21 protein-coding genes are annotated in these 20,017 nt (G+C 70.6%); 14 read left to right on the forward strand and 7 right to left on the reverse strand.

All coding sequences use genetic code 11. From position 1 onward, the window contains the following. Positions 1-86 precede the first annotated feature (86 nt). Complete coding sequence (locus CF165_RS43195; RefSeq protein ID WP_093953380.1) at positions 87-794, reverse strand: aspartate/glutamate racemase family protein; 708 nt, start codon at positions 792-794, stop codon at positions 87-89. Continuing rightward, positions 791-2,212, reverse strand: a complete 1,422-nt coding sequence (locus tag CF165_RS43200) for an NCS1 family nucleobase:cation symporter-1 (RefSeq protein ID WP_093953381.1) — start codon at positions 2,210-2,212, stop codon at positions 791-793. Before CF165_RS43200 ends, CF165_RS43195 begins: the two co-directional genes overlap by 4 nt. 210 nt (positions 2,213-2,422) lie before the next feature. Here CF165_RS43200 and CF165_RS43205 point away from each other — a divergent pair, with 210 nt between their 5' ends. The 5 genes from CF165_RS43205 to CF165_RS43225 all read left to right on the forward strand — a co-directional run bounded on the left by CF165_RS43205 (position 2,423) and on the right by CF165_RS43225 (position 8,294). Next, positions 2,423-3,094 carry a GntR family transcriptional regulator gene (locus CF165_RS43205; protein WP_093953382.1) on the forward strand — a complete coding sequence of 224 codons (672 nt, stop codon included), beginning with the start codon at positions 2,423-2,425 and terminating at the stop codon, positions 3,092-3,094. A 187-nt stretch (positions 3,095-3,281) separates the two neighbouring features. Then, positions 3,282-4,481 carry a S53 family peptidase gene (locus tag CF165_RS43210; protein ID WP_093953383.1) on the forward strand — a complete coding sequence of 400 codons (1,200 nt, stop codon included), beginning with the start codon at positions 3,282-3,284 and terminating at the stop codon, positions 4,479-4,481. A 236-nt stretch (positions 4,482-4,717) separates the two neighbouring features. Then, a complete protein-coding gene (locus CF165_RS43215) occupies positions 4,718-5,878 on the forward strand; it encodes an acyltransferase (protein ID WP_093953384.1) in 1,161 nt (386 codons plus the stop codon). A gap of 89 nt (positions 5,879-5,967) precedes the next feature. After that, positions 5,968-7,668 (forward strand): CTP synthase, encoded by a 1,701-nt coding sequence (gene pyrG, locus CF165_RS43220; protein ID WP_093953385.1) that lies wholly within the window; start codon positions 5,968-5,970, stop codon positions 7,666-7,668. Then, the gene (locus CF165_RS43225) at positions 7,665-8,294 is read left to right on the forward strand and encodes an NUDIX domain-containing protein (protein WP_093953386.1); all 630 of its coding nucleotides are present in this window, start codon (positions 7,665-7,667) and stop codon (positions 8,292-8,294) included. The genes pyrG and CF165_RS43225 overlap by 4 nt, the downstream gene beginning before the upstream one ends. A gap of 78 nt (positions 8,295-8,372) precedes the next feature. On the opposite strand, the gene CF165_RS43230 is transcribed toward CF165_RS43225, so the two are convergent. After that, positions 8,373-8,921 carry a DUF1707 domain-containing protein gene (locus CF165_RS43230; RefSeq protein WP_093953387.1) on the reverse strand — a complete coding sequence of 183 codons (549 nt, stop codon included), beginning with the start codon at positions 8,919-8,921 and terminating at the stop codon, positions 8,373-8,375. A gap of 109 nt (positions 8,922-9,030) precedes the next feature. On the opposite strand from CF165_RS43230, the gene xerD reads away from it, so the two are divergent. The 6 genes from xerD (at position 9,031) to CF165_RS43260 (ending at position 14,020) form a co-directional block, all read left to right on the forward strand. Continuing rightward, on the forward strand, positions 9,031-9,933 hold the full coding sequence (gene xerD / locus CF165_RS43235) for a site-specific tyrosine recombinase XerD (protein WP_167441748.1): 903 nt from the start codon (positions 9,031-9,033) through the stop codon (positions 9,931-9,933). A gap of 147 nt (positions 9,934-10,080) precedes the next feature. Further along, positions 10,081-11,052, forward strand: a complete 972-nt coding sequence (locus CF165_RS43240) for a ParA family protein (RefSeq protein WP_093953389.1) — start codon at positions 10,081-10,083, stop codon at positions 11,050-11,052. After that, complete coding sequence (locus CF165_RS43245; protein WP_093953390.1) at positions 11,049-11,453, forward strand: cobyrinic acid a,c-diamide synthase; 405 nt, start codon at positions 11,049-11,051, stop codon at positions 11,451-11,453. The genes CF165_RS43240 and CF165_RS43245 overlap by 4 nt, the downstream gene beginning before the upstream one ends. Beyond that, on the forward strand, positions 11,453-12,355 hold the full coding sequence (locus CF165_RS43250; protein WP_093953391.1) for a segregation and condensation protein A: 903 nt from the start codon (positions 11,453-11,455) through the stop codon (positions 12,353-12,355). The genes CF165_RS43245 and CF165_RS43250 overlap by 1 nt, the downstream gene beginning before the upstream one ends. Further along, positions 12,352-13,281, forward strand: coding sequence for an SMC-Scp complex subunit ScpB (gene scpB, locus CF165_RS43255; protein ID WP_093953392.1), 930 nt, complete (start codon positions 12,352-12,354; stop codon positions 13,279-13,281). The genes CF165_RS43250 and scpB overlap by 4 nt, the downstream gene beginning before the upstream one ends. Continuing rightward, positions 13,268-14,020, forward strand: a complete 753-nt coding sequence (locus CF165_RS43260) for a pseudouridine synthase (protein ID WP_086848010.1) — start codon at positions 13,268-13,270, stop codon at positions 14,018-14,020. Before scpB ends, CF165_RS43260 begins: the two co-directional genes overlap by 14 nt. Positions 14,021-14,035: 15 nt before the next feature. Here the strand turns inward: CF165_RS43260 and CF165_RS43265 are convergent, their stop codons facing one another. Then, positions 14,036-14,851, reverse strand: coding sequence for an SAM-dependent methyltransferase (locus tag CF165_RS43265; RefSeq protein ID WP_240522073.1), 816 nt, complete (start codon positions 14,849-14,851; stop codon positions 14,036-14,038). Positions 14,852-14,954: 103 nt separating this feature from the next. On the opposite strand from CF165_RS43265, the gene CF165_RS43270 reads away from it, so the two are divergent. Continuing rightward, on the forward strand, positions 14,955-16,784 hold the full coding sequence (locus tag CF165_RS43270) for a Xaa-Pro dipeptidyl-peptidase (protein ID WP_093953394.1): 1,830 nt from the start codon (positions 14,955-14,957) through the stop codon (positions 16,782-16,784). An 83-nt stretch (positions 16,785-16,867) separates the two neighbouring features. Further along, positions 16,868-17,227: a hypothetical protein gene (locus tag CF165_RS43275; protein ID WP_093953395.1), complete on the forward strand. Its 360-nt coding sequence runs from the start codon at positions 16,868-16,870 to the stop codon at positions 17,225-17,227. A gap of 21 nt (positions 17,228-17,248) precedes the next feature. On the opposite strand, the gene CF165_RS43280 is transcribed toward CF165_RS43275, so the two are convergent. Genes CF165_RS43280 through CF165_RS43290 form a run of 3 tightly spaced genes read right to left on the reverse strand, consistent with a single transcriptional unit; the run spans position 17,249 to position 19,337 of the window. Continuing rightward, the gene (locus tag CF165_RS43280) at positions 17,249-18,442 is read right to left on the reverse strand and encodes a cation:proton antiporter (protein ID WP_093953396.1); all 1,194 of its coding nucleotides are present in this window, start codon (positions 18,440-18,442) and stop codon (positions 17,249-17,251) included. A 7-nt stretch (positions 18,443-18,449) separates the two neighbouring features. Then, complete coding sequence (locus tag CF165_RS43285; RefSeq protein WP_167441745.1) at positions 18,450-18,932, reverse strand: cation:proton antiporter regulatory subunit; 483 nt, start codon at positions 18,930-18,932, stop codon at positions 18,450-18,452. Between the two features lie 36 nt (positions 18,933-18,968). Further along, entirely contained in the window at positions 18,969-19,337 is a 369-nt protein-coding gene (locus tag CF165_RS43290) for a DUF4267 domain-containing protein (RefSeq protein ID WP_093953398.1), read from the reverse strand. Between the two features lie 91 nt (positions 19,338-19,428). On the opposite strand from CF165_RS43290, the gene CF165_RS43295 reads away from it, so the two are divergent. Then, on the forward strand, positions 19,429-19,995 hold the full coding sequence (locus CF165_RS43295; RefSeq protein WP_240522075.1) for a TetR/AcrR family transcriptional regulator: 567 nt from the start codon (positions 19,429-19,431) through the stop codon (positions 19,993-19,995). Positions 19,996-20,017: the final 22 nt, after the last annotated feature.

The following is a 20,017-nucleotide window of genomic DNA, read 5'->3' on the forward strand; positions in this document are numbered from 1 at the left end:
CCGCCCTTTCGGGGACGTCAAAATCCCCAGTCGTCACCGGGCGGCGGTACGGCTGCAGGGATTCTGACCACGCGAAGCTGCGAGTGTCAACCAGGCCAGGTGCGGCGCTTGTCCAACGGCTTCGCGTACGACCCCGCGCGGCTGGTCTTCAAGCCGAGTGCGACGAGCGACTCGGCGAGCCGGACGGCGGCGGCCACGCTGTCGATGACGGGAATGTCGAGCATCGTCGCGATCTTCCGGTCGAGCCCGGTCATCCCGGCGCAGCCGAGCACGAGCACCTCCGCGCCGGCGTCACGCGCTCGACGTCCCGCGGTGAGCAGGGCCGATTCGGTCCGGCGTTCGTCGGTCAGCTCCAGCACGCCGAGCCCGGCGCCGGTGACCGTGACGCAGTTCTGCGCGACCCCGGCGGCGTGCAGGCTGTCCTCGATCAGCCCGCACGTCCGGTCCAAAGTGGTCACCACGCCGTAGCGGCGGCCGAGCAGGCAGGCCAGGTGCGCGGCGGCCTCGGTGATGTCGACGACCGGGACGTCCAGCAGCTCGCGCGCGCCCTCGCGGCCGTGCTCGCCGAACCCGGCGAGCACGACCGCGTCGAACGGTTCTTCCAGGCCCCGCAACAGATCCAGGACGGCCGCGGCGGACAGGAAGCTGTCCAGCCAGCCCTCGGCCGACTCCGGCCCCCAGCGCGGCGTCCTGGCGAGGATCTCGGTGCCGGGGCTCGCGGCCGCGCGGGCCCCGGCTTCGATCTCCTTCGTCATCGCCGCGGTGGTGTTGCAGTTGGTGACGACGATCCTCATCGGTGCTTCCTCGACACCGCGAAGTAGAGCAGCGCCGACGACGCCGTGCCGATGAACCACGAGTACGGCGCGGCCGGCGCGAAGTACGGCACCAGCGCGATGACCGCGGACAGCGCGGCGGTCGGGAAGAATGTCACCAGGGCACGCGGGTTCACCCGCGGGTAGATCCCGCCGTCGACGAACAGCTGCGCGACGTCGACCTTGCCGCGCCGGATCAGGTAGTAGTCGACGATCATGATCCCGAACAGCGGGCCGAGGAACGCGCCGAGACCGCCGAGGAAGTAGTTGACCACCGCGGGCGAGGAGTACAGCTTCCACGGCAGCACGCACAGGGCCGCGACCGCGCTGATCATCCCGCCGATGGTGAAGGTGATCCGCTTCGGCCAGATGTTGGCCAGGTCGTAGGCGGGGGAGACGAAGTTGGCGACGATGTTGACGCCCATGGTCGCGACCGCGAACGTGAGCGCGCCGATGATGAGCACCGGCGTGTTGTGCACCTTGGCCAGAAGCTCGGCCGGGTCGGTGATCGCCTCGCCGAACACCTGCATGCTGCCCGCGGTGACGACCACCGACAGCAGCGCGAACGCCGTCGAGTTGATCGGCAGGCCCCAGAAGTTGCCGCGCCGCACGGTCTTCTGGTCGGGGGCGAACCGCGAGAAGTCGCAGAAGTTGAGCATCAGCGTGCCGTAGGTGGCCAGGATGAGCCCGGCCGCGCCGAACCACTGCCGGATCTGCTCGCCGGTGGACAGCTGCTTCGGGCTGCTGGTGAAGGAGATGTTCCAGTGCCCGGCGGCGAGGACCCAGACGGCGAGGGCGATCATCACGACCCAGATCGCCGGCCCGCACCAGTCCTGGAACTTGCGCACCGACTCCATGCCGCGGGTCAGGATCAGCGCCTGGACCGCCCACAGCGCGACGAAACAGATCCAGCCGAGCGCGTGCAGGCCGAGGAAACCGTGCTCGGTCAGGGGTTTCAGGCCCGGGTCGATGGTGAGCACGAGCAGCGTGATGGCCACGCTCGCGAGGTAGGTCTGGATGCCGTACCAGAAGATCGCGATAACCGCCCGGATCAGGGCGGGCAGGTTGGCTCCGAACGTGCCGAAGCTGAGCCGCGCCACGACCGGGAACGGCACGCCGGTGCGCTGGCCGATGCGGCCCATCAGGTTCATGCCGGCGTAGATGATGATGAACCCGAACAGCAGGGCGGTGAACACCTGCCAGGCCGACAGGCCGAGCACGAAGAGCCCGGCCGCGAAAGTGTAGTTGCCGAGGTTGTGCACGTCGGACATCCACAGCGCGAAGATGTCGTAGACCTTCCACCGGCGTTCCTGCGCCGGGGCCAGGTCTTCGTTCCAGAGCCGGGGGTCGGGTGGCGTGGTTGTCTCTTGCGAGGGTTCGGTGAGCGGGGCGGCGGTCATGCGGGGCCCTCCGGTCGACGGATCTTTCGGGGGTTCCGGGTGGCGGAGCCCCCGGCCGGGGCGAAGCCCCGTTTCACGCAGTGCGGCGACGGCGATTTGGGATACCAAACTTTGGAATCCCAAATATCGCCCCGAGGTTCACCCGAGTCAACCCTCCGGCCGATAAACTCGTGTTACGGCCGGTTACGGCGGTGTTGAAGGAGGGGCGCGGTGAACGAGCGGCAACCCCTCGCGGCCACCCGGCAGCGGGTGCGCGAGGAGCTGCGGGAACGGATCCTGACCGGACGGCTCCGGCCGGGCGACCGGCTGGTCGAGCGCGAGCTGGCCGAAGACCTCGGCGTCTCGCGAGTGCCGGTCCGCGAGGCCATCCGCAGCCTGGAGGCCGAAGGCTTCCTCGTCGTCCAGTCGCCGCGGCGGGTCGTCGTCCGGCAGTTGGCGCGGGTCGACGTCGAGGAGCTGTTCGACGTCCGGGAGGCCCTCGAAGGACTCGCCGCGGGGCTCGCCGCCGAGCGCGCGGGGGCGGCGGAGCTGAAACGGCTCGAGCGGGTGCTCGCCGACGCCGGCCGCGCGACCGCTCGCGGCGACGCGGCCCGGATCACCGTGCTCAACTCGCGCTTCCACGACGAGATCGTCGCCATCGCGGGCAACGCGCTGCTCACCACGATGCTGCAGCCCCTCGAGGGCAGGCTGCGCTGGCTCACGAGCCAGAACGAGCACTGGGCCGAGCTGCTCGACGAGCACCGGCGGCTGTACGACGCGATCGCGTCCGGGAACGCCGAGCGGGCGAAGGCTTACGCGGCGGAGCATGTCCGGGTGAACCGCGAGGTGACGCTGCGGTCCCTCTTCGGCGACACCGAGCCCGGCGAGCGGCCGGCGGGCTGACCGCGCTACGCACAATAGAAACGGAGCGAAGTCCGGTTTGGCGGGAATTGCCGTCCGCTGCCCGGATTTTCCGCCATTGAGAGCAGCCGAAGCCCGACTTTGGTCTGTGTCACACGGCCGAACGGCTGCTTAGGGTCTTCGCTCACCGGTCTCGCCGACCGGGGTCCCCACCTCTCGGAGGTTCACTGTGCGTAGAGCGACAGTTTTCGCCGCAGCCTTCACCCTCACTCTTTCCGCCGCCGGTGTCGGCGCCGCCCAAGCCGCTCCGGTTCACCACGGGCACGTCCAGCGCGTCTGCTCGGCCGCCCCGGCCGGCTACGCGGCCTGCAACGCCTGGATCGACACCGACCACGTCACCGCCGCCGTGGCCGCGACGCCGTCCGGGCTCGGGCCGGCCGACCTGCTCTCCGCGTACAACCTCGGCTCGCTCGCCGGCAGCGCCGGCACCGGCCGGACGATCGCGATCGTCGACGCCGGCGACGACCCGACGGCCTTCGCCGACGTGAACGTGTACCGCGCCCAGTACGGCATTCCGAAGCTCGCTTCCTGCACGCCCTCCTCGGTCGACGCCAGCGCCACGCCGTGCTTCGCCAAGGCCGACCAGAACGGCGGGACCTCCTACCCGCGCAAGGACGGCGGCTGGGCCCAGGAGATCTCCCTCGACCTCGACATGGCGTCGGCGATCTGCCCGAAGTGCAACGTCCTGCTCGTCGAGGCGAGCACCGCGAGCATGGCCAACCTCGGTACCGCCGTGAACACCGCGGTCCGGCTCGGCGCCGAGGTGGTCAGCAACTCCTACGGCGGCGGCGAGTACTCCGGCGAGACCACCGACGAGGGCAAGTACTTCAACCACCCGGGTGTCGCGGTCACGGTCAGTTCCGGTGACTCCGGGTACGGCGTCGAGTTCCCGGCCGCGTCGCGGTACGTCACCGCGGTCGGCGGCACCAGCCTGAAGAAGGCGTCGAACACCCGCGGCTGGAGCGAGACGGCGTGGAGCGGCGCGGGCAGCGGCTGCTCGGCCTACGTCGCCAAGCCGTCGTGGCAGACCGACGGCGGCTGTGGCAGGCGTGCGGTCGCCGACGTCAGCGCCGTCGCGGACCCGGCCACCGGCGTCGCCGTCTACGACAGCACGGCCTACCAGGGCCGCTCCGGGTGGATGGTCTTCGGCGGCACGAGCGTCGCGGCCCCGGTCGTCGGCGGCGTGTACGCGCTCGGCGGTGTCACCGGCGTCACGGGCGCGAACACTGTGTACTCGCACACGTCTTCGCTGTACGACGTGAGCGGCGGGAGCAACGGCTCGTGCGGCGGCAGCTACCTCTGCACCGCCGTGACCGGCTACGACGGCCCGACCGGGCTCGGCACGCCGAACGGGGCCGCCGCCTTCTGAGTGCTTTCGCCGTGAGGGCCACCACGCGGACGGCGTCCCGCCCGTGTGGTGGCCCTTCACGCTGAGCACTAACATGATCACGGTAACCGCGCATCCCCAGCGGAAGTGGCATATCCGACACGCCCCAGGAGCCCGCTCAACAGGCACTTCCCAGTGGCTTCATGGGAAATTCACAGAATGGGTGGCAAGTCTGACAACGTGAACCACGCCGACGACGGTGCCGGATCGGCGGCACGATGACGACTGCCCAGACCACCCTCGAGACTCCCACCCGCGTCACCAGACCGGGTGGAAAAGCGCCCTACCTGCACCAGATCGACCTCTTCCGGTTGATCACGTTCGCCTGCGTCATCCTCATCCACGTGGTGGGGGCGACCAACTTCGCGCAGGACGTCGGTGCCAACGCCGTCGAGACACCGCTGCACTTCACGCGTGAGGCGTTCTTCGCGCTGACCGGGTTCGTGCTGGTGTTCCAGAACCGCGGCCGCGAGTTCACCGCCGGTGACTTCTGGCGCCGCCGGCTGCCGCTGGTCGCGACGCCCTACCTGGCGTGGTCGATGTTCTTCTGGGCGTTCGGCCTGGTGACCGGCGAGCAGCAGCCGGGCTCGCTCGAGGCGTCGATGCGCCTGCTGCTGACCGACCTGGTCACCGGCGGCGCCTGGTACCACCTGTACTTCCTGCTCGTGACCATGCAGGTGTACCTGCTGTTCCCGGTGCTGATGAAGCTCCTGCGGGCGACCGAGGGCAAGCACCGGTGGCTGCTGCTCGGCAGCGGGGTGGTGCAGGTCGGCGTGACGCTGTTCATGACCTACCAGCCGCTCGGCGTGAGCTACGAGACGATCACTCACCTCTACGGCACGATCCTGCCGTACCAGTTCTACACGCTGTTCGGCGCCGTGGTGGCCATGCACTTCGAGACCGTGCACGCCTGGGCGGGGCGGCACCGGCTGCTGCTCGGCGGCGCGCTCGTGGCCGTGCTGGCCGGCACCGAGTGGTTCTATCTCCGGACCGTCCACAGTGGAACATTCCCGCAGGTGGCCAGCGACCCGTTCCAGCCGTACCTGATCCCGTGGTTCCTCACCGTCATCGCGGCGATCTACGCGTTCACCACGAGATGGGCGGCACGCCGCCGCGAAGGCAGCCGCGGTGCCCGGGTGGTGTCGTGGGCGGCGAACCGGTCGTTCAGCATCTTCCTCGTGCACCCGCTCGCCCTGGCCCTGCTCGGGCCGGCGATCCCGCACGTCGCGGAGCGGTTCGGCGCGCCGTGGCTCAGCGTGGTCATCTACCTGGCGACGATCCTCCTGACCGTCCTGATCGTGGAGGTGCTGCGGCGGCTGCCGGGCAGCCGCGCGCTCACCGGGCGGCCCCGGCTGGCCCCCGCGAAGGCGGCGGCCTGACTCACCCGCGCGGGTGGTGGCGGCCGGATCCGGAGGTTCGGGCATGTCACAACGAGCGGATCCGCAGCAGTGGGATATGCTGGCGGCCCGTGGGACTTCAGTCACGGGCAACCAAGTACGTCTTTGTCACCGGAGGCGTTGCCTCCTCTCTGGGTAAGGGACTCACGGCTTCCAGCCTGGGTCAGCTCCTTACCGCACGCGGGCTTCGCGTCACGATGCAGAAGCTCGACCCCTATCTCAACGTCGATCCCGGGACGATGAACCCGTTCCAGCACGGTGAGGTGTTCGTCACCGACGACGGCGCCGAGACCGACCTCGACATCGGGCACTACGAGCGGTTCCTCGACCGCGACCTGGACGGCAAGGCCAATGTCACGACCGGCCAGGTCTACTCCGAGGTGATCGCCAAGGAGCGCCGCGGCGAGTACCTCGGCGACACCGTGCAGGTCATCCCGCACATCACCGACGAGATCAAGGCGCGGATCACAGCGGCCGCCGGGCCCGACGAGACCGGCCAGTCGCCGGACGTCGTCATCACCGAGGTCGGCGGCACGGTCGGCGACATCGAGTCGCTGCCGTTCCTGGAGGCCTGCCGCCAGGTCCGCCACGACGTCGGCCGGGACCAGTGCTTCTTCCTGCACGTCTCGCTGGTGCCGTACCTGGCGCCGTCGGGCGAGCTCAAGACGAAGCCGACCCAGCACTCGGTCGCCGCGCTGCGCAACATCGGCATCCAGCCCGACGCGCTGGTCTGCCGGGCCGACCGGGAGATCCCCGAGGACCTCAAGCGCAAGATCGGCCTGATGTGCGACGTCGACACCGAGGCCGTCATCGCCTGCCCGGACGCGCGGTCGATCTACGACATCCCGAAGGTGCTGCACCGCGAGGCGCTCGACGCCTACGTGGTCCGGCGCCTGGGCCTGCCGTTCCGCGACGTCGACTGGACGGTGTGGGGCGACCTGCTCGACCGGGTGCACAACCCGAACGAGGTCGTGCGGATCGCGGTCGTCGGCAAGTACATCGACCTGCCGGACGCCTACCTCTCGGTCACCGAGGCCCTGCGTGCGGGCGGGTTCGCCCACCGCGCCAAGGTCGAGATCGTCTGGGTCGCCTCCGACGACGCGCAGACCGCGTCCGGGGCGGCGTCGGTCCTGTCCGATGTGGACGGTGTGCTGATCCCGGGCGGGTTCGGCATCCGCGGCATCGAGGGCAAGGTCGGCGCGATCGAGTACGCCCGCACCCGCGGCGTCCCGCTGCTCGGGCTGTGCCTCGGCCTGCAGTGCATGGTCATCGAGGCGGCCCGGCACCTGGCAGGCATCGAGGACGCCGGCTCGTCGGAGTTCGACGAGAACACCAGGCACCCGGTGATCTCGACCATGGCCGACCAGCGCGACGTCGTCGCGGGGGAGCGGGACATGGGCGGCACCATGCGGCTCGGCGCCTACCCGGCGAAGCTCAAGGCGGGCTCGCAGGTCGCGAAGGCGTACGGCACCACCGAGGTGTCCGAGCGGCACCGGCACCGCTACGAGGTGAACAACGCCTACCGCAAGCAGCTCTCGGACGCGGGCCTCGTCTTCTCCGGCACTTCGCCGGACGACCGCCTGGTCGAGTTCGTCGAGCTGCCCGCCGAGGTGCACCCGTTCTTCGTCGGCACCCAGGCGCACCCCGAGCTCAAGAGCCGCCCGACCCGGCCGCACCCGCTGTTCAGCGCGTTCGTCAAGGCCGTCGTCGACCGCAAGGTCGCCGAGCGGCTGCCGGTCGAGCTGCCCGAAGCCCCGGTGGCGGCCCGGTGACCGCGCCGGGCGAGCACGAGTTCAGCGTCGCGGCCAGCCGCGACGTCCACATCGGACGGGTCGTCGGCCTGCGGATCGACGAGGTCGTGATGCCCGGTGGCGACACCGCGACCCGCGAGGTGATCGAGCACCTCGGCGCGGTGGCGATCGTCGCACTGGACGAGGACCAGCAGGTCACCCTCATCCACCAGTACCGGCACCCGATCGGGCACCGGCTGTGGGAGCTGCCCGCGGGCCTGATCGACCACCTCGGCGAGGACCCGGTCGGCACAGCCCGCCGGGAGCTGGTCGAAGAGGTCGGCTTGGCCGCTTCGGACTGGGTGACGCTGGTCGACGTCGCGGCGTCGCCCGGCTTCACCGACGAGGTGGTGCGGGTCTTCCTGGCCCGGGGACTGTCCGATGTGGACCGTGAGGTGCTCGGGGACGAGGAGGCGGACCTGGTCATCCGCAAGTTCCCGCTCGCCGAGGCGGTCCGGATGGCCATGGCGGGCGAGCTGCTGAACGGCGCCACCGTGTCCGGGGTGCTGGCCACGCACGCGGTGCTCACCGGAGCGGCCTCGCCGCGTCCGGCCGACGCTCCGTGGGAGGACCGCCCGACGGCGTTCGCCAAGCGCAAGCAAGCCTGAACCGCCGTTCCGATGTCATGAACGACTCTTTCCTGTCATCCGACGACAGGAAAGAGTCGTTCATGACGTTTCGGGGGGTCAGGGGCGCAGCGGGCGGCCTTGGGCGTCGAGGCCGCCGTTGGCCAGCAGCAGGATGCCGTCGATCACCGGCCAGAGCGCGCCGAACCCGGCCGTGATCACGACGACGAACAGCTGCAGCAGGCCGAGCCCGACCTGGCCGGTGTAGAACCGGCCGACGCCGCACGGCAGCACGATCTGCAGCACCCCGGCCACCGTCTTGGACCGGGGCGAGTAGGGCATCGGCATCGGCGGCGCGTACGGCATCGGGACCGGAGACGCGTACTGCATCGTGACCGGCGGTGCATACGGGTCCGCCGCCGGCGCGTACACCGGCATCTGCAAGGTGGGCCGGGCGTACAGCGGCGGTGGCCCGAAGAACCCCGGGTGCGGCGGCGGCAGGTCGCGGAACAGCGGCCGCAGGTCGCCCAGGGTCGTCGCCGCGTAGGCGTCCGTCACCCGCGTCTCGTACTCGTCCGGCGTGATGCGGCCCATGCCGAAGTGGTCGGCCAGCAGCCGCGCCGCTTCCTCCCGCTCGGCCGTGCCGATGCGGAGCTCGTCCGACTCCATGAAATCCAAGGTAACCGCGTGAAGCTGAGAACGGGGTTTCTGCCGGGTCACGGACCCCGGGCGGCCTAAGGTGACCGGCGTGGCCTCCAGCCCGCACAGCACGGCCGGCGTGATCGCCGCGTACCTCGACCACCTGGCCGTCGAACGCGGGACCGCACGCAACACCCTCGACAGCTACGCCCGTGACCTGCGCCGGTACCGCGCGTACCTGGACGGCGTGGGCGTCGCGAAGATCGCCGACGTCACCCCCGGGCACGTCACGGCCTTCGGCGCCGCCCTGCGGGAGGGCGACGACGGGCACCAGCCCCTGGCCGCGTCTTCGGCCGCCCGGGCGCTGGTCGCCGTCCGCGGGCTGCACAAGTTCGCCCACGCCGAGGGGCTCACCGAGCACAACCCGGCCCGCGAGGTCCGCCCGCCGACACCGGCGAAGCGGCTGCCCAAGGCGCTGCCGGTCGACGACGTGCTGCGGCTGCTGGAGACCCCGCCGCCGGACGGCGAGCGCGCGCTGCGCGACCGGGCGCTGCTGGAGCTGCTCTACTCCACCGGGGCCCGGATCTCCGAAGCGGTCGGCCTGGACGTGGACGACGTTGACGACGCCGAGCGCACGGTGCTGCTCGACGGCAAGGGCGGCAAGCAGCGGCTGGTCCCGATCGGCCGTCCGGCGCTCGCCGCGTTGCACGCCTACGCCGTCCGCGCGCGGCCGGCGCTCGCCGCGCACGGACGCGGCACCGCGGCGCTGTTCCTCAACGCCCGCGGCAGCAGGCTCTCGCGGCAGAGCGCGTGGCAGGTCCTCAAGGACACCGCCGAACGGGCGGGGATCAAGGCCGTCGTCTCACCGCACACGCTCCGCCACTCCTTCGCCACGCACCTGCTCGAAGGCGGCGCCGACGTCCGCGTCGTCCAAGAACTTCTCGGCCACGCCTCGGTGACGACGACCCAGGTGTACACGCTGGTCACGGTCAACACGCTGCGCGAGGTGTACGCGACAGCGCACCCGCGAGCGCTGGGCTAGACGGCCCTATAGAGCGGCAACAGCCTTCGTACGCTGGACCGACGGTCGAGTGACATTGCCCCGTCGGGTCCGGCGCGTTGCTTTGCCGGGGCTCCGACTCCGGACATAGGCTGCGGCGGACGCTGACGAACAAGGAGCTTTCGCGCCATGTCGACACCGAACCAGCCGGCCCCTTCGGCCGAGTCCGCCGGGTCGGCGGCGGCGAACCTCAGCCAGGTCACCATCGCCACGCCCGCGATCCACGACGGCGACGAATCACCCGAGCGCAACGGCAAGAAGGTCAAGCTCGACGGCATCGGGCCGACCGGCCGCCCGATCCGCGAGCACCCCGATCCGGCGCCGCTGGACAAGCACGGCCCGGCCAAGATCATGGCGATGTGCAACCAGAAGGGCGGCGTCGGCAAGACGACGTCGACCATCAACCTGGGCGCCGCCCTCGCCGAGTACGGGCGCAAGGTGCTGCTGGTCGACTTCGACCCGCAGGGCGCGCTCGCCGTCGGTCTCGGCATCCAGCCGCACGAACTCGACCAGACGGTCTACAACGCCATCATGGAGCGCTCGGTCAGCGCCACCGACGTGCTGATGAAAACCCGCGTCGACGGCGTTGACCTGCTGCCGAGCAACATCGACCTGTCCGCGGCGGAGGTCCAGCTCGTCGCCGAGGTGGGGCGCGAGCACACGTTGTTACGGGTCCTGCGTCCGGTCATGAACGACTACGACTATGTTCTTGTCGACTGCCAGCCCTCGCTCGGCTTGCTCACGGTGAACGCGCTGACCGCCGCGGACGGTGTGATCATCCCGCTGGAGTGCGAGTTCTTCAGTCTGCGAGGCGTCGCCCTCCTGATCGACACCATCGAGAAGGTCCAGGAACGCCTCAACCCCAAACTGGACATAGTCGGGATTCTCGCCACCATGTACGACCCGAGAACCCTGCATTCGAAGGAGGTCATGGCTCGCGTGGTGGAGGCATTCGGCGAGACCGTGTTCGACACGGTCATCAACCGCACCGTGCGGTTCCCCGAGACGACGGTCGCGGGTGAGCCGATCACGACCTGGGCGCCCAAGTCGGCCGGCGCGGCGGCGTACCGCCAGCTGGCCCGCGAGGTGATCGCTCGGTGAGCAGGCGCGCCTCCCTGCCCGGAGCGTCGGAACTCTTCCGCATCACCTCCAGCCCCGCCCTCGATCTCCCGCCCCAGGCGCCGCCCGAGCCCGCCGAGAAGCCCCAGCCTTCGGGTAACGGCCGAGCGGAACAGCTCGCGCGCAGCGCGGCCCCGCACGGCTCCGGCCGGACGAAGCACGACGCGAAGATCACCGTGTACGTCTCCGGCGACGAGCTCGTCGCCATGGAGCAGGCCCGGCTGACGCTGCGCGCCAAGCACGACCTGGTCGTCGACCGCGGCCGGCTGGTGCGCGAAGCCGTGGCGGTGCTGCTGGCCGACTTCGACCAGAACGGCGAGGAATCGGTGCTGGTACAGCGGCTGCGGGTGGTCGGCTCAGACGGCGGCGAAACCGAGGACTGATGGACGAGCCGGAACCGGCTCCGGAGGAACAAGTTCCCGAAGTGCACCAGACCGTGCACGGCGGGATGATCCCCGAAGGCGTCAACACCGAGGAACTGAGCACGTCGAAGTTCAAGGTGCGGCTGGCCAACTTCGAGGGACCGTTCGACCTGCTGCTGCAGCTGATCTCGCAGCACCAGCTCGACGTCACCGAAGTGGCGCTGCACCGGGTCACCGACGACTTCATCGCGTACACGCGCGCGCTGGGCACCGAGTGGAACCTCGACGAGACGACGGAGTTCCTGGTCATCGCGGCGACGCTCCTGGATTTGAAGGCCGCGCGGCTGCTGCCGTCGGCCGAAGTGGAGAGCGAAGACGACCTCGCCCTGCTCGAGGCCCGTGACCTGCTGTTCGCGCGGATCCTGCAGTACCGCGCGTACAAGCAGGTGGCGGCGCTGTTCGGCGAGCTGGAACAGGGCGCGCTGCGCCGGTACCCGCGCTCGGTCGCGCTGGAGGACCGGTTCGTCGGGCTGCTGCCCGAGGTCATGCTGGGCGTGACGCCGCAGAAGTTCGCCGACATCGCGGTGGCGGTGTTCCGGCCGAAGCCGCCACCGACGGTGTCGATCGCGCACATCCACATGGGCCGCATCTCGGTGCGCGAGCACGCGGCGATCCTGCGGGTGATGCTGGCCGAGCGCGGCCAGGCGACGTTCGGCGAGCTGGTGGACGACTGCGACCACACGGTCGAGATCGTGGCCCGGTTCCTGGCGCTGCTGGAGCTCTACCGCGAGGCGACGGTCCAGTTCGAGCAGAGCGAGGCACTGGCCGAGCTGCACGTCCGCTGGACGGGCGGCTCGAAGGAAGATGCCTCCGCGGCGGCCGAGCTGGACCGCGCCGCCGGAGACGAAGAGGAGTACGGGTGAACCCCGAGGACAACGAAGTGGCCGAGGCCCCGCAGCCGCCGGTCGGCGAGCCGGAGGAGGCCGCGGCGGAGCTGGCCCTGGAGGAGGCGCTGTCGGGCGAGCCGGTGACCGAGGACGGCGAGCCGGTCGAGCCGCTGGTCGAGGACCAGGCTGCCGCCGAGCCGGATGCGCCCGCTGAGCCTGAAGCTGCTGCTGGGGTGGGCGAGGATGCGCCTTCCGAGCCTGAAGCCGTTGCCGAGCCGGACCAGCCTGCCGAGGAAGCGGCCGAGGCGGAAGCGCCTGCCGAGGAAGCCGCCGAGGCCGCCGAAGCGGCCGAGCCCGGCCCAGCCGATCCCGAGTCCGGCCTGGTCGCCGCCGGGGACGCCGACGCCATGCCGGACGTCACCTCCGACGAGGCTCTCGAAGCCGCCCTCGAAGCGCTTCTCCTCATCGTCGACTCGCCCGCGAGCGAAGAGCTCCTCGCCGACACCCTCGGCCAGCCCAAGTCGCGGATCCTCGTCGCCCTCCGCACCATGGCGCAGAAGTTCACCGACCGGACCTCCGGGATCGACCTGCGGCGCGTCGGCGAAGGGTGGCGGTTCTACACTAGGGACGTCTACGCCCCGTTCGTGGAGAAGCTCCTGCTGGACGGCCAGCGGTCGAAGCTGACCAGGGCCGCGCTGGAGAGCCTCGCCGTGATCGCGTACCGGCAGCCGGTGACCCGCGCCAGGGTCGCCGCGGTGCGCGGCGTGAACGTGGACGGCGTGATCCGGACGCTGCTCGCGCGCGGCCTCATCGAAGAGATGGGGACCGATCCCGAGACGACCGGCACGCTGTACGTGACGACCGAGCTGTTCCTGGAGCGACTGGGGCTGTCGTCACTGAACGACCTGCCCGCCATCGCTCCGTTGCTACCCGAAGTGGACACCATCGATGACATCCAGTGAACACCCCGACGGCGTCCGGCTGCAGAAGGTGCTGTCGCAGGCCGGGGTCGCCTCCCGGCGCGCGGCGGAGGACCTGATCGTCGCCGGCCGGGTCGCGGTGGACGGCGAGGTCGTCACCGAGCTGGGCCGCCGCGTCGACCCGGATGCCGCGATCATCCACGTCGACGGCACCCGCGTGAACCTGCGCGACGACCTCATCTACCTCGCCCTGAACAAGCCCAAGGGCGTGCACTCGACTATGTCGGACGACCGCGGCCGCCCCTGCGTCGGCGACTACCTGCGCGGTCGCTACGAGGAGACGCCCGGTGTCGTGCACGTCGGACGGCTCGACGAGAACACCGAGGGCCTGCTGCTGCTGACCAACGACGGCGACCTCGGGCACCGGCTGATGCACCCGTCCTACCGGGTGCTCAAGACCTACCTCGCCGAGGTCGACGGCCTCGTGCCGCGCGGGCTCGGCAAGGAGCTGCGCAAGGGCTGGGAGCTGCCGGACGGCATCGTCAAGGTCGACCAGTTCCGCGTCAAGGACATGCACTCCGGCAAGTCGCTGGTCGAGCTGGTCATCCACGAGGGCAAGAAGCACATCGTGCGCCGCCTGCTCAAGGACACCGGCCACCCGGTGCTCAAGCTGGTCCGCACCGCGGTCGGCGACGTCCAGCTCGGCAACCAGCGCGTCGGCTCGATCCGGCGGCTGACGAAGACCGAGGTCGGCGCGCTCTACCGCAACGTCGAGCTCTGACGCCCGCCCCGGTTGTCACAGCACTGCGGTGACGAACCCGTCGGCGGTCGCGTTGTCGTCCGACGGGCGGCCGTACCCGGCGGCGACCTCGGCGCGCGTGACCGTCGACGGCTGCCAGCCGTGGGCGGCCAGCCACTCCGGTGCGGTGCTGCCCAGGCCGCCGCGCCAAAGGGCGGTGACGGACTCGCCGTCTTCGGTCGCGTGGGCGCGCGAGACCAGGCCGTCCGGTGCGCCCGTCCCGTGCTCGAACGACACCCGGCTGCCCGGTGCCGACAGCTCGCCGACGGTGGTCAGCAGCCCTTCGGCGTCCTTGCGCGAGAGGTAGATCAGCAGCCCCTCGATCAGCCATGCCGTCGGCACCGCCGGGTCGAATCCGCTCGCGCGCAACGCCGTCGCCCAGTCTTCGCGCAGGTCCGCGCGCACGACGACGCGTTCGCACGAGGGTGACGCGTCCTGGGTGGCCAGGACGTCGTCCTTGAACGCGAGCACCTCCGGCAGGTCGATCTCGAACAGGCGGGTGCCGGGCGGCCAGGCCAGGCGGAACGCCCGCGCGTCCAGCCCGGCGGCGAGCAGCACCACCTGCGCGCAGCCGGCTTGCAGGAGGTAGTCGTCGAAGAACCGGGTCCGGATCACGATCTGCGGGTACATCAGCTCGCCGAGCCCGGCCTGGGCCGAGTCCCGCCCGATGGGTGGCAGCACCGAGCGCCCGGCTTCGAAGAACGCCGCCGCGTACGGGTCGTCGAACAGCCTGTCCGGCCGGTTGCTCTCGTACGCGCGCATAGCGGCGACGCCGACGGCGGTCCGGCTCACCGCCGGGAGGGATTCGGTCACGGTGGTCAAGCTACTCCGATCGTGGGGCGTGCCGGGATCCCCGACTTTCCGCAGTAGCAGGGGTCGTTTTTGCGGCTCTAGCCTGGGCGTCATGCGAACCGGTGTGGTGTGCGGGATCCTCGCGGTGCTCCTGTCCGGCACGGTGGCTCCGGCCGCCGCGGCGCCGGTGGCGAGCGAACCGGTCTACGACTACGCGAAGGCGATCCGCGAGACTGTCTGGGTCGACATCGGCCGTGACGGCGACGGCGACGGCCGCTCCGACCGGGTCGCCGCCGACATCGTGCGTCCCGCCGAAGCGACGTCGCCGGTGCCGGTGATCATGGACGCGAGCCCGTACTACTCGTGCTGCGGGCGCGGCAACGAGAGTGAGCTGAAGTCGTACGACAGCGCCGGGAAACCCGTGAAGTTCCCGCTGTTCTACGACAACTACTTCGTGCCGCGCGGGTACGCCGCGGTGCTGGTCGACCTGGCCGGGACGAACCGCTCGGCCGGCTGCGCGGACATCGGCGGCGCCTCGGACGTCGACTCGGCGCGCAAGGTCGTCGACTGGCTGAACGGCCGCGCGACCGGCTACAACGCGAAGACCGGCGGCAGCGCGGTGACCGCGGGCTGGAGCACCGGGAACGTCGGGATGATCGGCAAGTCCTACGACGGCACGATCGCCAACGGCGTCGCGGCGACCGGTGTCGCGGGCCTCAAGACGATCGTCCCGATCTCGGCGATCAGCTCCTGGTACGACTACTACCGCTCGGACGGCGCGACCTTCGGCTTCGACCCGGCCGGCCTCGCGCAGACCGTCGAGTCGCGCAACAGCGGGCAGAACTGCTCGGCGCAGAACCAGGTCCTGGCCACCGGCGCCACCGCGAACGGCGACTACGGGCCCCTGTGGGCCGACCGGGACTACGTCACCCGCGCCGGCAACGTGCGGGCCAGCGTGCTGCTGTCCCACGGTGTCAACGACCTCAACGTCAAGACCATCCACTTCGGACAGTGGTGGAGCGCGCTGCACGTCGAGAAGAAGATCTGGCTGTCGCAGACCGGGCACGTCGACCCGTTCGACTACCGGCGGGCGGACTGGGTCGACCTGCTGCACCGGTGGTTCGACCACTACCTGCTGGGCCTCGACAACGGGGTCCAGAACGGCCCGCAAGCGAGCGTCGAGCGGCAGCCGGACCGGTGGGTGGACCAGAGCGCCTACCCGGCGGCGAACGCGGTCGCGACGACGCTGCGGCCGCACTCCTCCGGCACCCTCGGCACGGCGGCGGCCTCGGGCACGGCGTCGTTCACGGACAACCCGGGCGTCGGTGAGGACACCTGGGTGACGAACCCGGGCAGTGCCGCGCTCACCTACTCGACCGGGGCGCTGGCGTCCGACGTGCAGGTGTCGGGGACGTCTTCGGTGACGGTGACGGCCACGCCGAGCACGTCGTCGGCGCGGCTTTCGGCCCTGCTCGTCGACCTCGGCCCGGCGACGATCCGCAACTTCGCCGGGAGCGGCGAGGGGATCAAGACGGGGACTTCCGAGAACTGCTGGGGTTCCTCGACGATGGGCGACGACGCCTGCTACCGGATCACGTCGGCGGACGTGAAGAAGGTGAACTACACGATCGTCAGCCGCGGCTGGGCGGACCTGGCGAACTACGCGTCCCTGTCCCAGGAACGGCCTCTCGCGCCCGGGACGGCGTACACGATGACGTTCCGGCTGGCGTCCACGGACCACATCGTGCCCCGCGGTCACGCGCTGGCGCTGATCATCGGCGGCACGGACGGCAGCTTCATCCGCGGTCCCGCCCAGCCGGGCCGCGTGACGCTGGACCTGGCCCGGACGTCGGTTTCGGTGCCGGTGGCCGGCGTGGTGCCCGCCGCGACGACCCACCCGGCCCTCGGCACGGGCGCGTTCGTGCCGTCGGCGGGCCGGGCGGACCTGCGCTGACCGGTTGCCCCGGAAGGCCGATCCCGGTCGCGAATTCCGGTGCTAGGCTCGATTTTCCGTTGCCGCGTACCGAGGGGCCCGCCATGCCGGACCGGACGAAGCCGAGCACCGCGTGGGCCGCTGCCGTCGTCGTGACGGCGGCCTGTGTGCTGTCGCTGGCTTCAGCGTCGGCCGCTTCGGCGGCGACCACGACGTCCTGCGTGTCGGGGTACTCGATCGGCCCTCCCGGCTGGCACTTCCCTTCACCCACGGTCCACCTGGGGACGTCGTGCACGGGGTTCTCCGACGGAGGTTCGCCGTACGTCTTCAAGATCGCCTATTTCAACGCCATCTCGACCCAGCAGCCCTACAACACTCCCTACTACAACATCACGGCGACGTGCACCGCGTACTCCTACAGCGGGACGGATCTGGTCGCGACGGGCTGTACCTTCAGCTTCTGATCCGGCGCCGGCCGGTAGCCGTCAGTTTGCCTCAGCCGGGGCGGTCTTCGGCGCCGTTTTCCGCTGCAGGGCGCGGGCGATCGGCTCGACGACCCGGGCCGCGGTCGGGCCGAGGATCGCCATGAGCAGGACGTACGCCGTGGCCAGGGCCGCCAGTTCCCCGGAGACCGCGCCCGCCGTCACCGCCAGGCCGGCGATGACGATCGAGAACTCGCCTCTCGCGACCAGTGCCGCCCCGGCACGGGCACGGCCCATCTTCCCGATGCCCTGGCGGCGGGCCGCCCACCAGCCGGTGCCGACCTTCGTCAGCGTCGTGACCACCGCGAGGACCACGGCCCAGCCGAGCACCGGCGGGATCGACGCCGGGTTCGTGTTGAGGCCGAAGACCACGAAGAACACCGCCGCGAACAGGTCGCGCAACGGTTCGAGCATGCGCGTCGCGTTCTCCGCCGTCGAGCCCGAGATCGCGATGCCGAGCAGGAACGCGCCGACCGCGGCCGACACCTGCATCGCCGACGCCAGCCCGGCGACCAGCAGTGCCGCGCCGAGCACCTTGAGCAGGAACACCTCGCGGTCCGGGCTGTCGACCGCCGCGGAGACGTACCGGCCGAACTTCAGCGCGACCACCAGCACGACGGTGATCACCAGCAGCGAGATGCCGACGGCCTCCAGGCCGCCGAGCAGCGACACCCCGCCGAGGACCGCGGTGAGGATCGGCAGGTAGAGCGCCATCGCGAGGTCCTCGAACACGAGGATCGACAGCACCACCGGCGTCTCGCGGTTGCCGAGCCTGCCCAGGTCGCCGAGCACCTTCGCGACGATCCCGGACGACGAGATGTACGTGACACCCGCCATCACCATCGCGCCGACCGGGCCCCAGCCCAGCAGCAGCGCGACGGCCGCGCCGGGGGCCGCGTTGAGGACGATGTCGAGCAGGCCGGCCGTCCACGAGCGCCGCAGCCCGGTGAACAGCTCGGCCGCGGAGTATTCGAGGCCGAGCAACAGGAGCAGCAGCACGACGCCGATTTCGCCGGCCAGGTGCGTGAAGCCGCCGATGTCGGTCAGCGGGATCAGCCCGCCTTCGCCGAAACACAGGCCGCCGAGCAGGTAGAGCGGGATGGGGGAGAGGCCGACCTTGCCGGCCAGGCGCCCGAGCACGCCCAGCACGAAGAAGACCGCCCCCAGTTCGATCAGGGACAGCGCGGTGTGGTCCATGGGCCGCTCAGCCGTACTTGAGGATCTTGACGGCGGCTTCGAGGCCTTCGCTCGTGCCCACCGCGACCAGCAGGTCGCCCCCGGTGAACGTGAAGTCCGGCGTCGGCGACGGGTGCACCTGCCCGGCCCGCGCCACCGCGACCACCGAGACACCGGTTCGGGTGCGCATCGCGGTGTCGCCGAGCGTCCGGCCGTCGAACGGGCCGGACGGCCGGATCGGCAGCTGCCGCGTGCTGATCCCCGGCAGGTCCCGGTGCTCCTCGGTGAGCTGGGCGACCAGCTGCGGTGCGCCGAGCAGGTTGGCCAGCGCGCCGGCCTCGTCCGCGGTGAGCGGGATCGAGGCGGCGCAGGCGTCGGGATCGTCCGATTTGGACACGATCAGCTCGATGTGACCGTCCCGCTGGGTGACGACGCCGATGCGGCGGCCGGTACGGGTGGCGAAGTCCTTGCGGACCCCGATGCCGGGCAGGGGAGTTACTTCGACGTTCACCCAACCACCGTAACCCAGGTGTCCGATTCGTGGTGTTCAGCCGAGCAGCAGGAGCAGGCTCGCGACGACCATCACGAGGGCGGTCAGGCCGTGGACTCCGAAGGCGATGGCCTTCTTCCCCCGGTGGCGCAGGACGATCAGCATGTCGAAGAAGGGCCAGGCGGCCGCGGCGAGGAAGACCCAGCCCAGCGCGTGCGGGTCGCCGTAGATCAGCAGGGCCAGCGGGACCAGGCCGGCCCCGATGTCACGGCCGCCCTTGACGTTCAGGAACGCCTCGGCGTTCTCGGGAATCTCGTTGAAGCCGAAGCCCGCGGCGAACTTCTTCGGCGCGAAGAGGTAGTTGAGGCCGATGTAGATGATGCCGAGCGAGACGATCGCGACGAGGATGTAGCCGGTGACGATCATGGTGTTTCCTCCAGTTTTCTAGCATCGCTAGGATTGCTAGCAACGCTAATCTAGCGACGCTAGTTTGTCTAGCAGTGCTAGCATGTGACCTATGACCCAGCGACAACGGCGTGTGCGCGACCGGACCGAGCGGGGGCAGCGGATCGTCGCCGCGGCCCGGGAGCTCGCCGAGGCGGAGGGCTGGGACGCGGTCACCACCCGGCGGCTCGCGGCCCTGATCGAGTACAGCCAGCCCGTGCTCTACAGCCACTTCCCGGGCGGCAAGGAGGCGATCATGACCGCGGCCGCGCTGGAGGGCTTCGCCGAGCTGGCCGCGGCACTGGCCGGAGCGCGCGACGGTGGGCTGGCCGGAATCGCGGGTGCGTACATCGAGTACGCCGAGGCGAAACCGGCGCTCTACGACGCGATGTTCACGCTCGCGTCCGAGCTGCGGTTCGCCAGGGACGACACCCCGGAGGTGATGAAGGCGAACTTCGCCGAGCTGCTCGCGGTCATCGAGCCGGTGGCGGGGGAGCAGGACGCCGGCGTGCTGACCGAGGTGTTCTGGAGCACGTTGCACGGGCTGGTGACGCTGGATCGCGGCCACCGGCTGTCCCCGGCCCACCGTGACGAGCGCCTCGCGCTCGTGGTGGAGCGCTTCGGCGCGCGGGCCGACTGATCTCCTCCGCACCCCGACCGGC

The sequence above is a fragment of the Amycolatopsis vastitatis genome (assembly GCF_002234595.1).
Classification (GTDB): domain Bacteria; phylum Actinomycetota; class Actinomycetes; order Mycobacteriales; family Pseudonocardiaceae; genus Amycolatopsis; species Amycolatopsis vastitatis.

Coding starts and splice junctions, on each gene's coding strand:
- CF165_RS43195 (WP_093953380.1), bottom strand. CDS start 794: ATGAGGATCGTCGTCACCAACTGCAACACCACCGCGGCGATGACGAAG.
- CF165_RS43200 (WP_093953381.1), bottom strand. CDS start 2,212: ATGACCGCCGCCCCGCTCACCGAACCCTCGCAAGAGACAACCACGCCA.
- CF165_RS43215 (WP_093953384.1), top strand. CDS start 4,718: ATGACGACTGCCCAGACCACCCTCGAGACTCCCACCCGCGTCACCAGA.
- CF165_RS43230 (WP_093953387.1), bottom strand. CDS start 8,921: ATGGAGTCGGACGAGCTCCGCATCGGCACGGCCGAGCGGGAGGAAGCG.
- CF165_RS43240 (WP_093953389.1), top strand. CDS start 10,081: ATGTCGACACCGAACCAGCCGGCCCCTTCGGCCGAGTCCGCCGGGTCG.
- CF165_RS43250 (WP_093953391.1), top strand. CDS start 11,453: ATGGACGAGCCGGAACCGGCTCCGGAGGAACAAGTTCCCGAAGTGCAC.
- CF165_RS43260 (WP_086848010.1), top strand. CDS start 13,268: ATGACATCCAGTGAACACCCCGACGGCGTCCGGCTGCAGAAGGTGCTG.
- CF165_RS43275 (WP_093953395.1), top strand. CDS start 16,868: ATGCCGGACCGGACGAAGCCGAGCACCGCGTGGGCCGCTGCCGTCGTC.
- CF165_RS43280 (WP_093953396.1), bottom strand. CDS start 18,442: ATGGACCACACCGCGCTGTCCCTGATCGAACTGGGGGCGGTCTTCTTC.
- CF165_RS43290 (WP_093953398.1), bottom strand. CDS start 19,337: ATGATCGTCACCGGCTACATCCTCGTCGCGATCGTCTCGCTCGGCATC.
- CF165_RS43295 (WP_240522075.1), top strand. CDS start 19,429: ATGACCCAGCGACAACGGCGTGTGCGCGACCGGACCGAGCGGGGGCAG.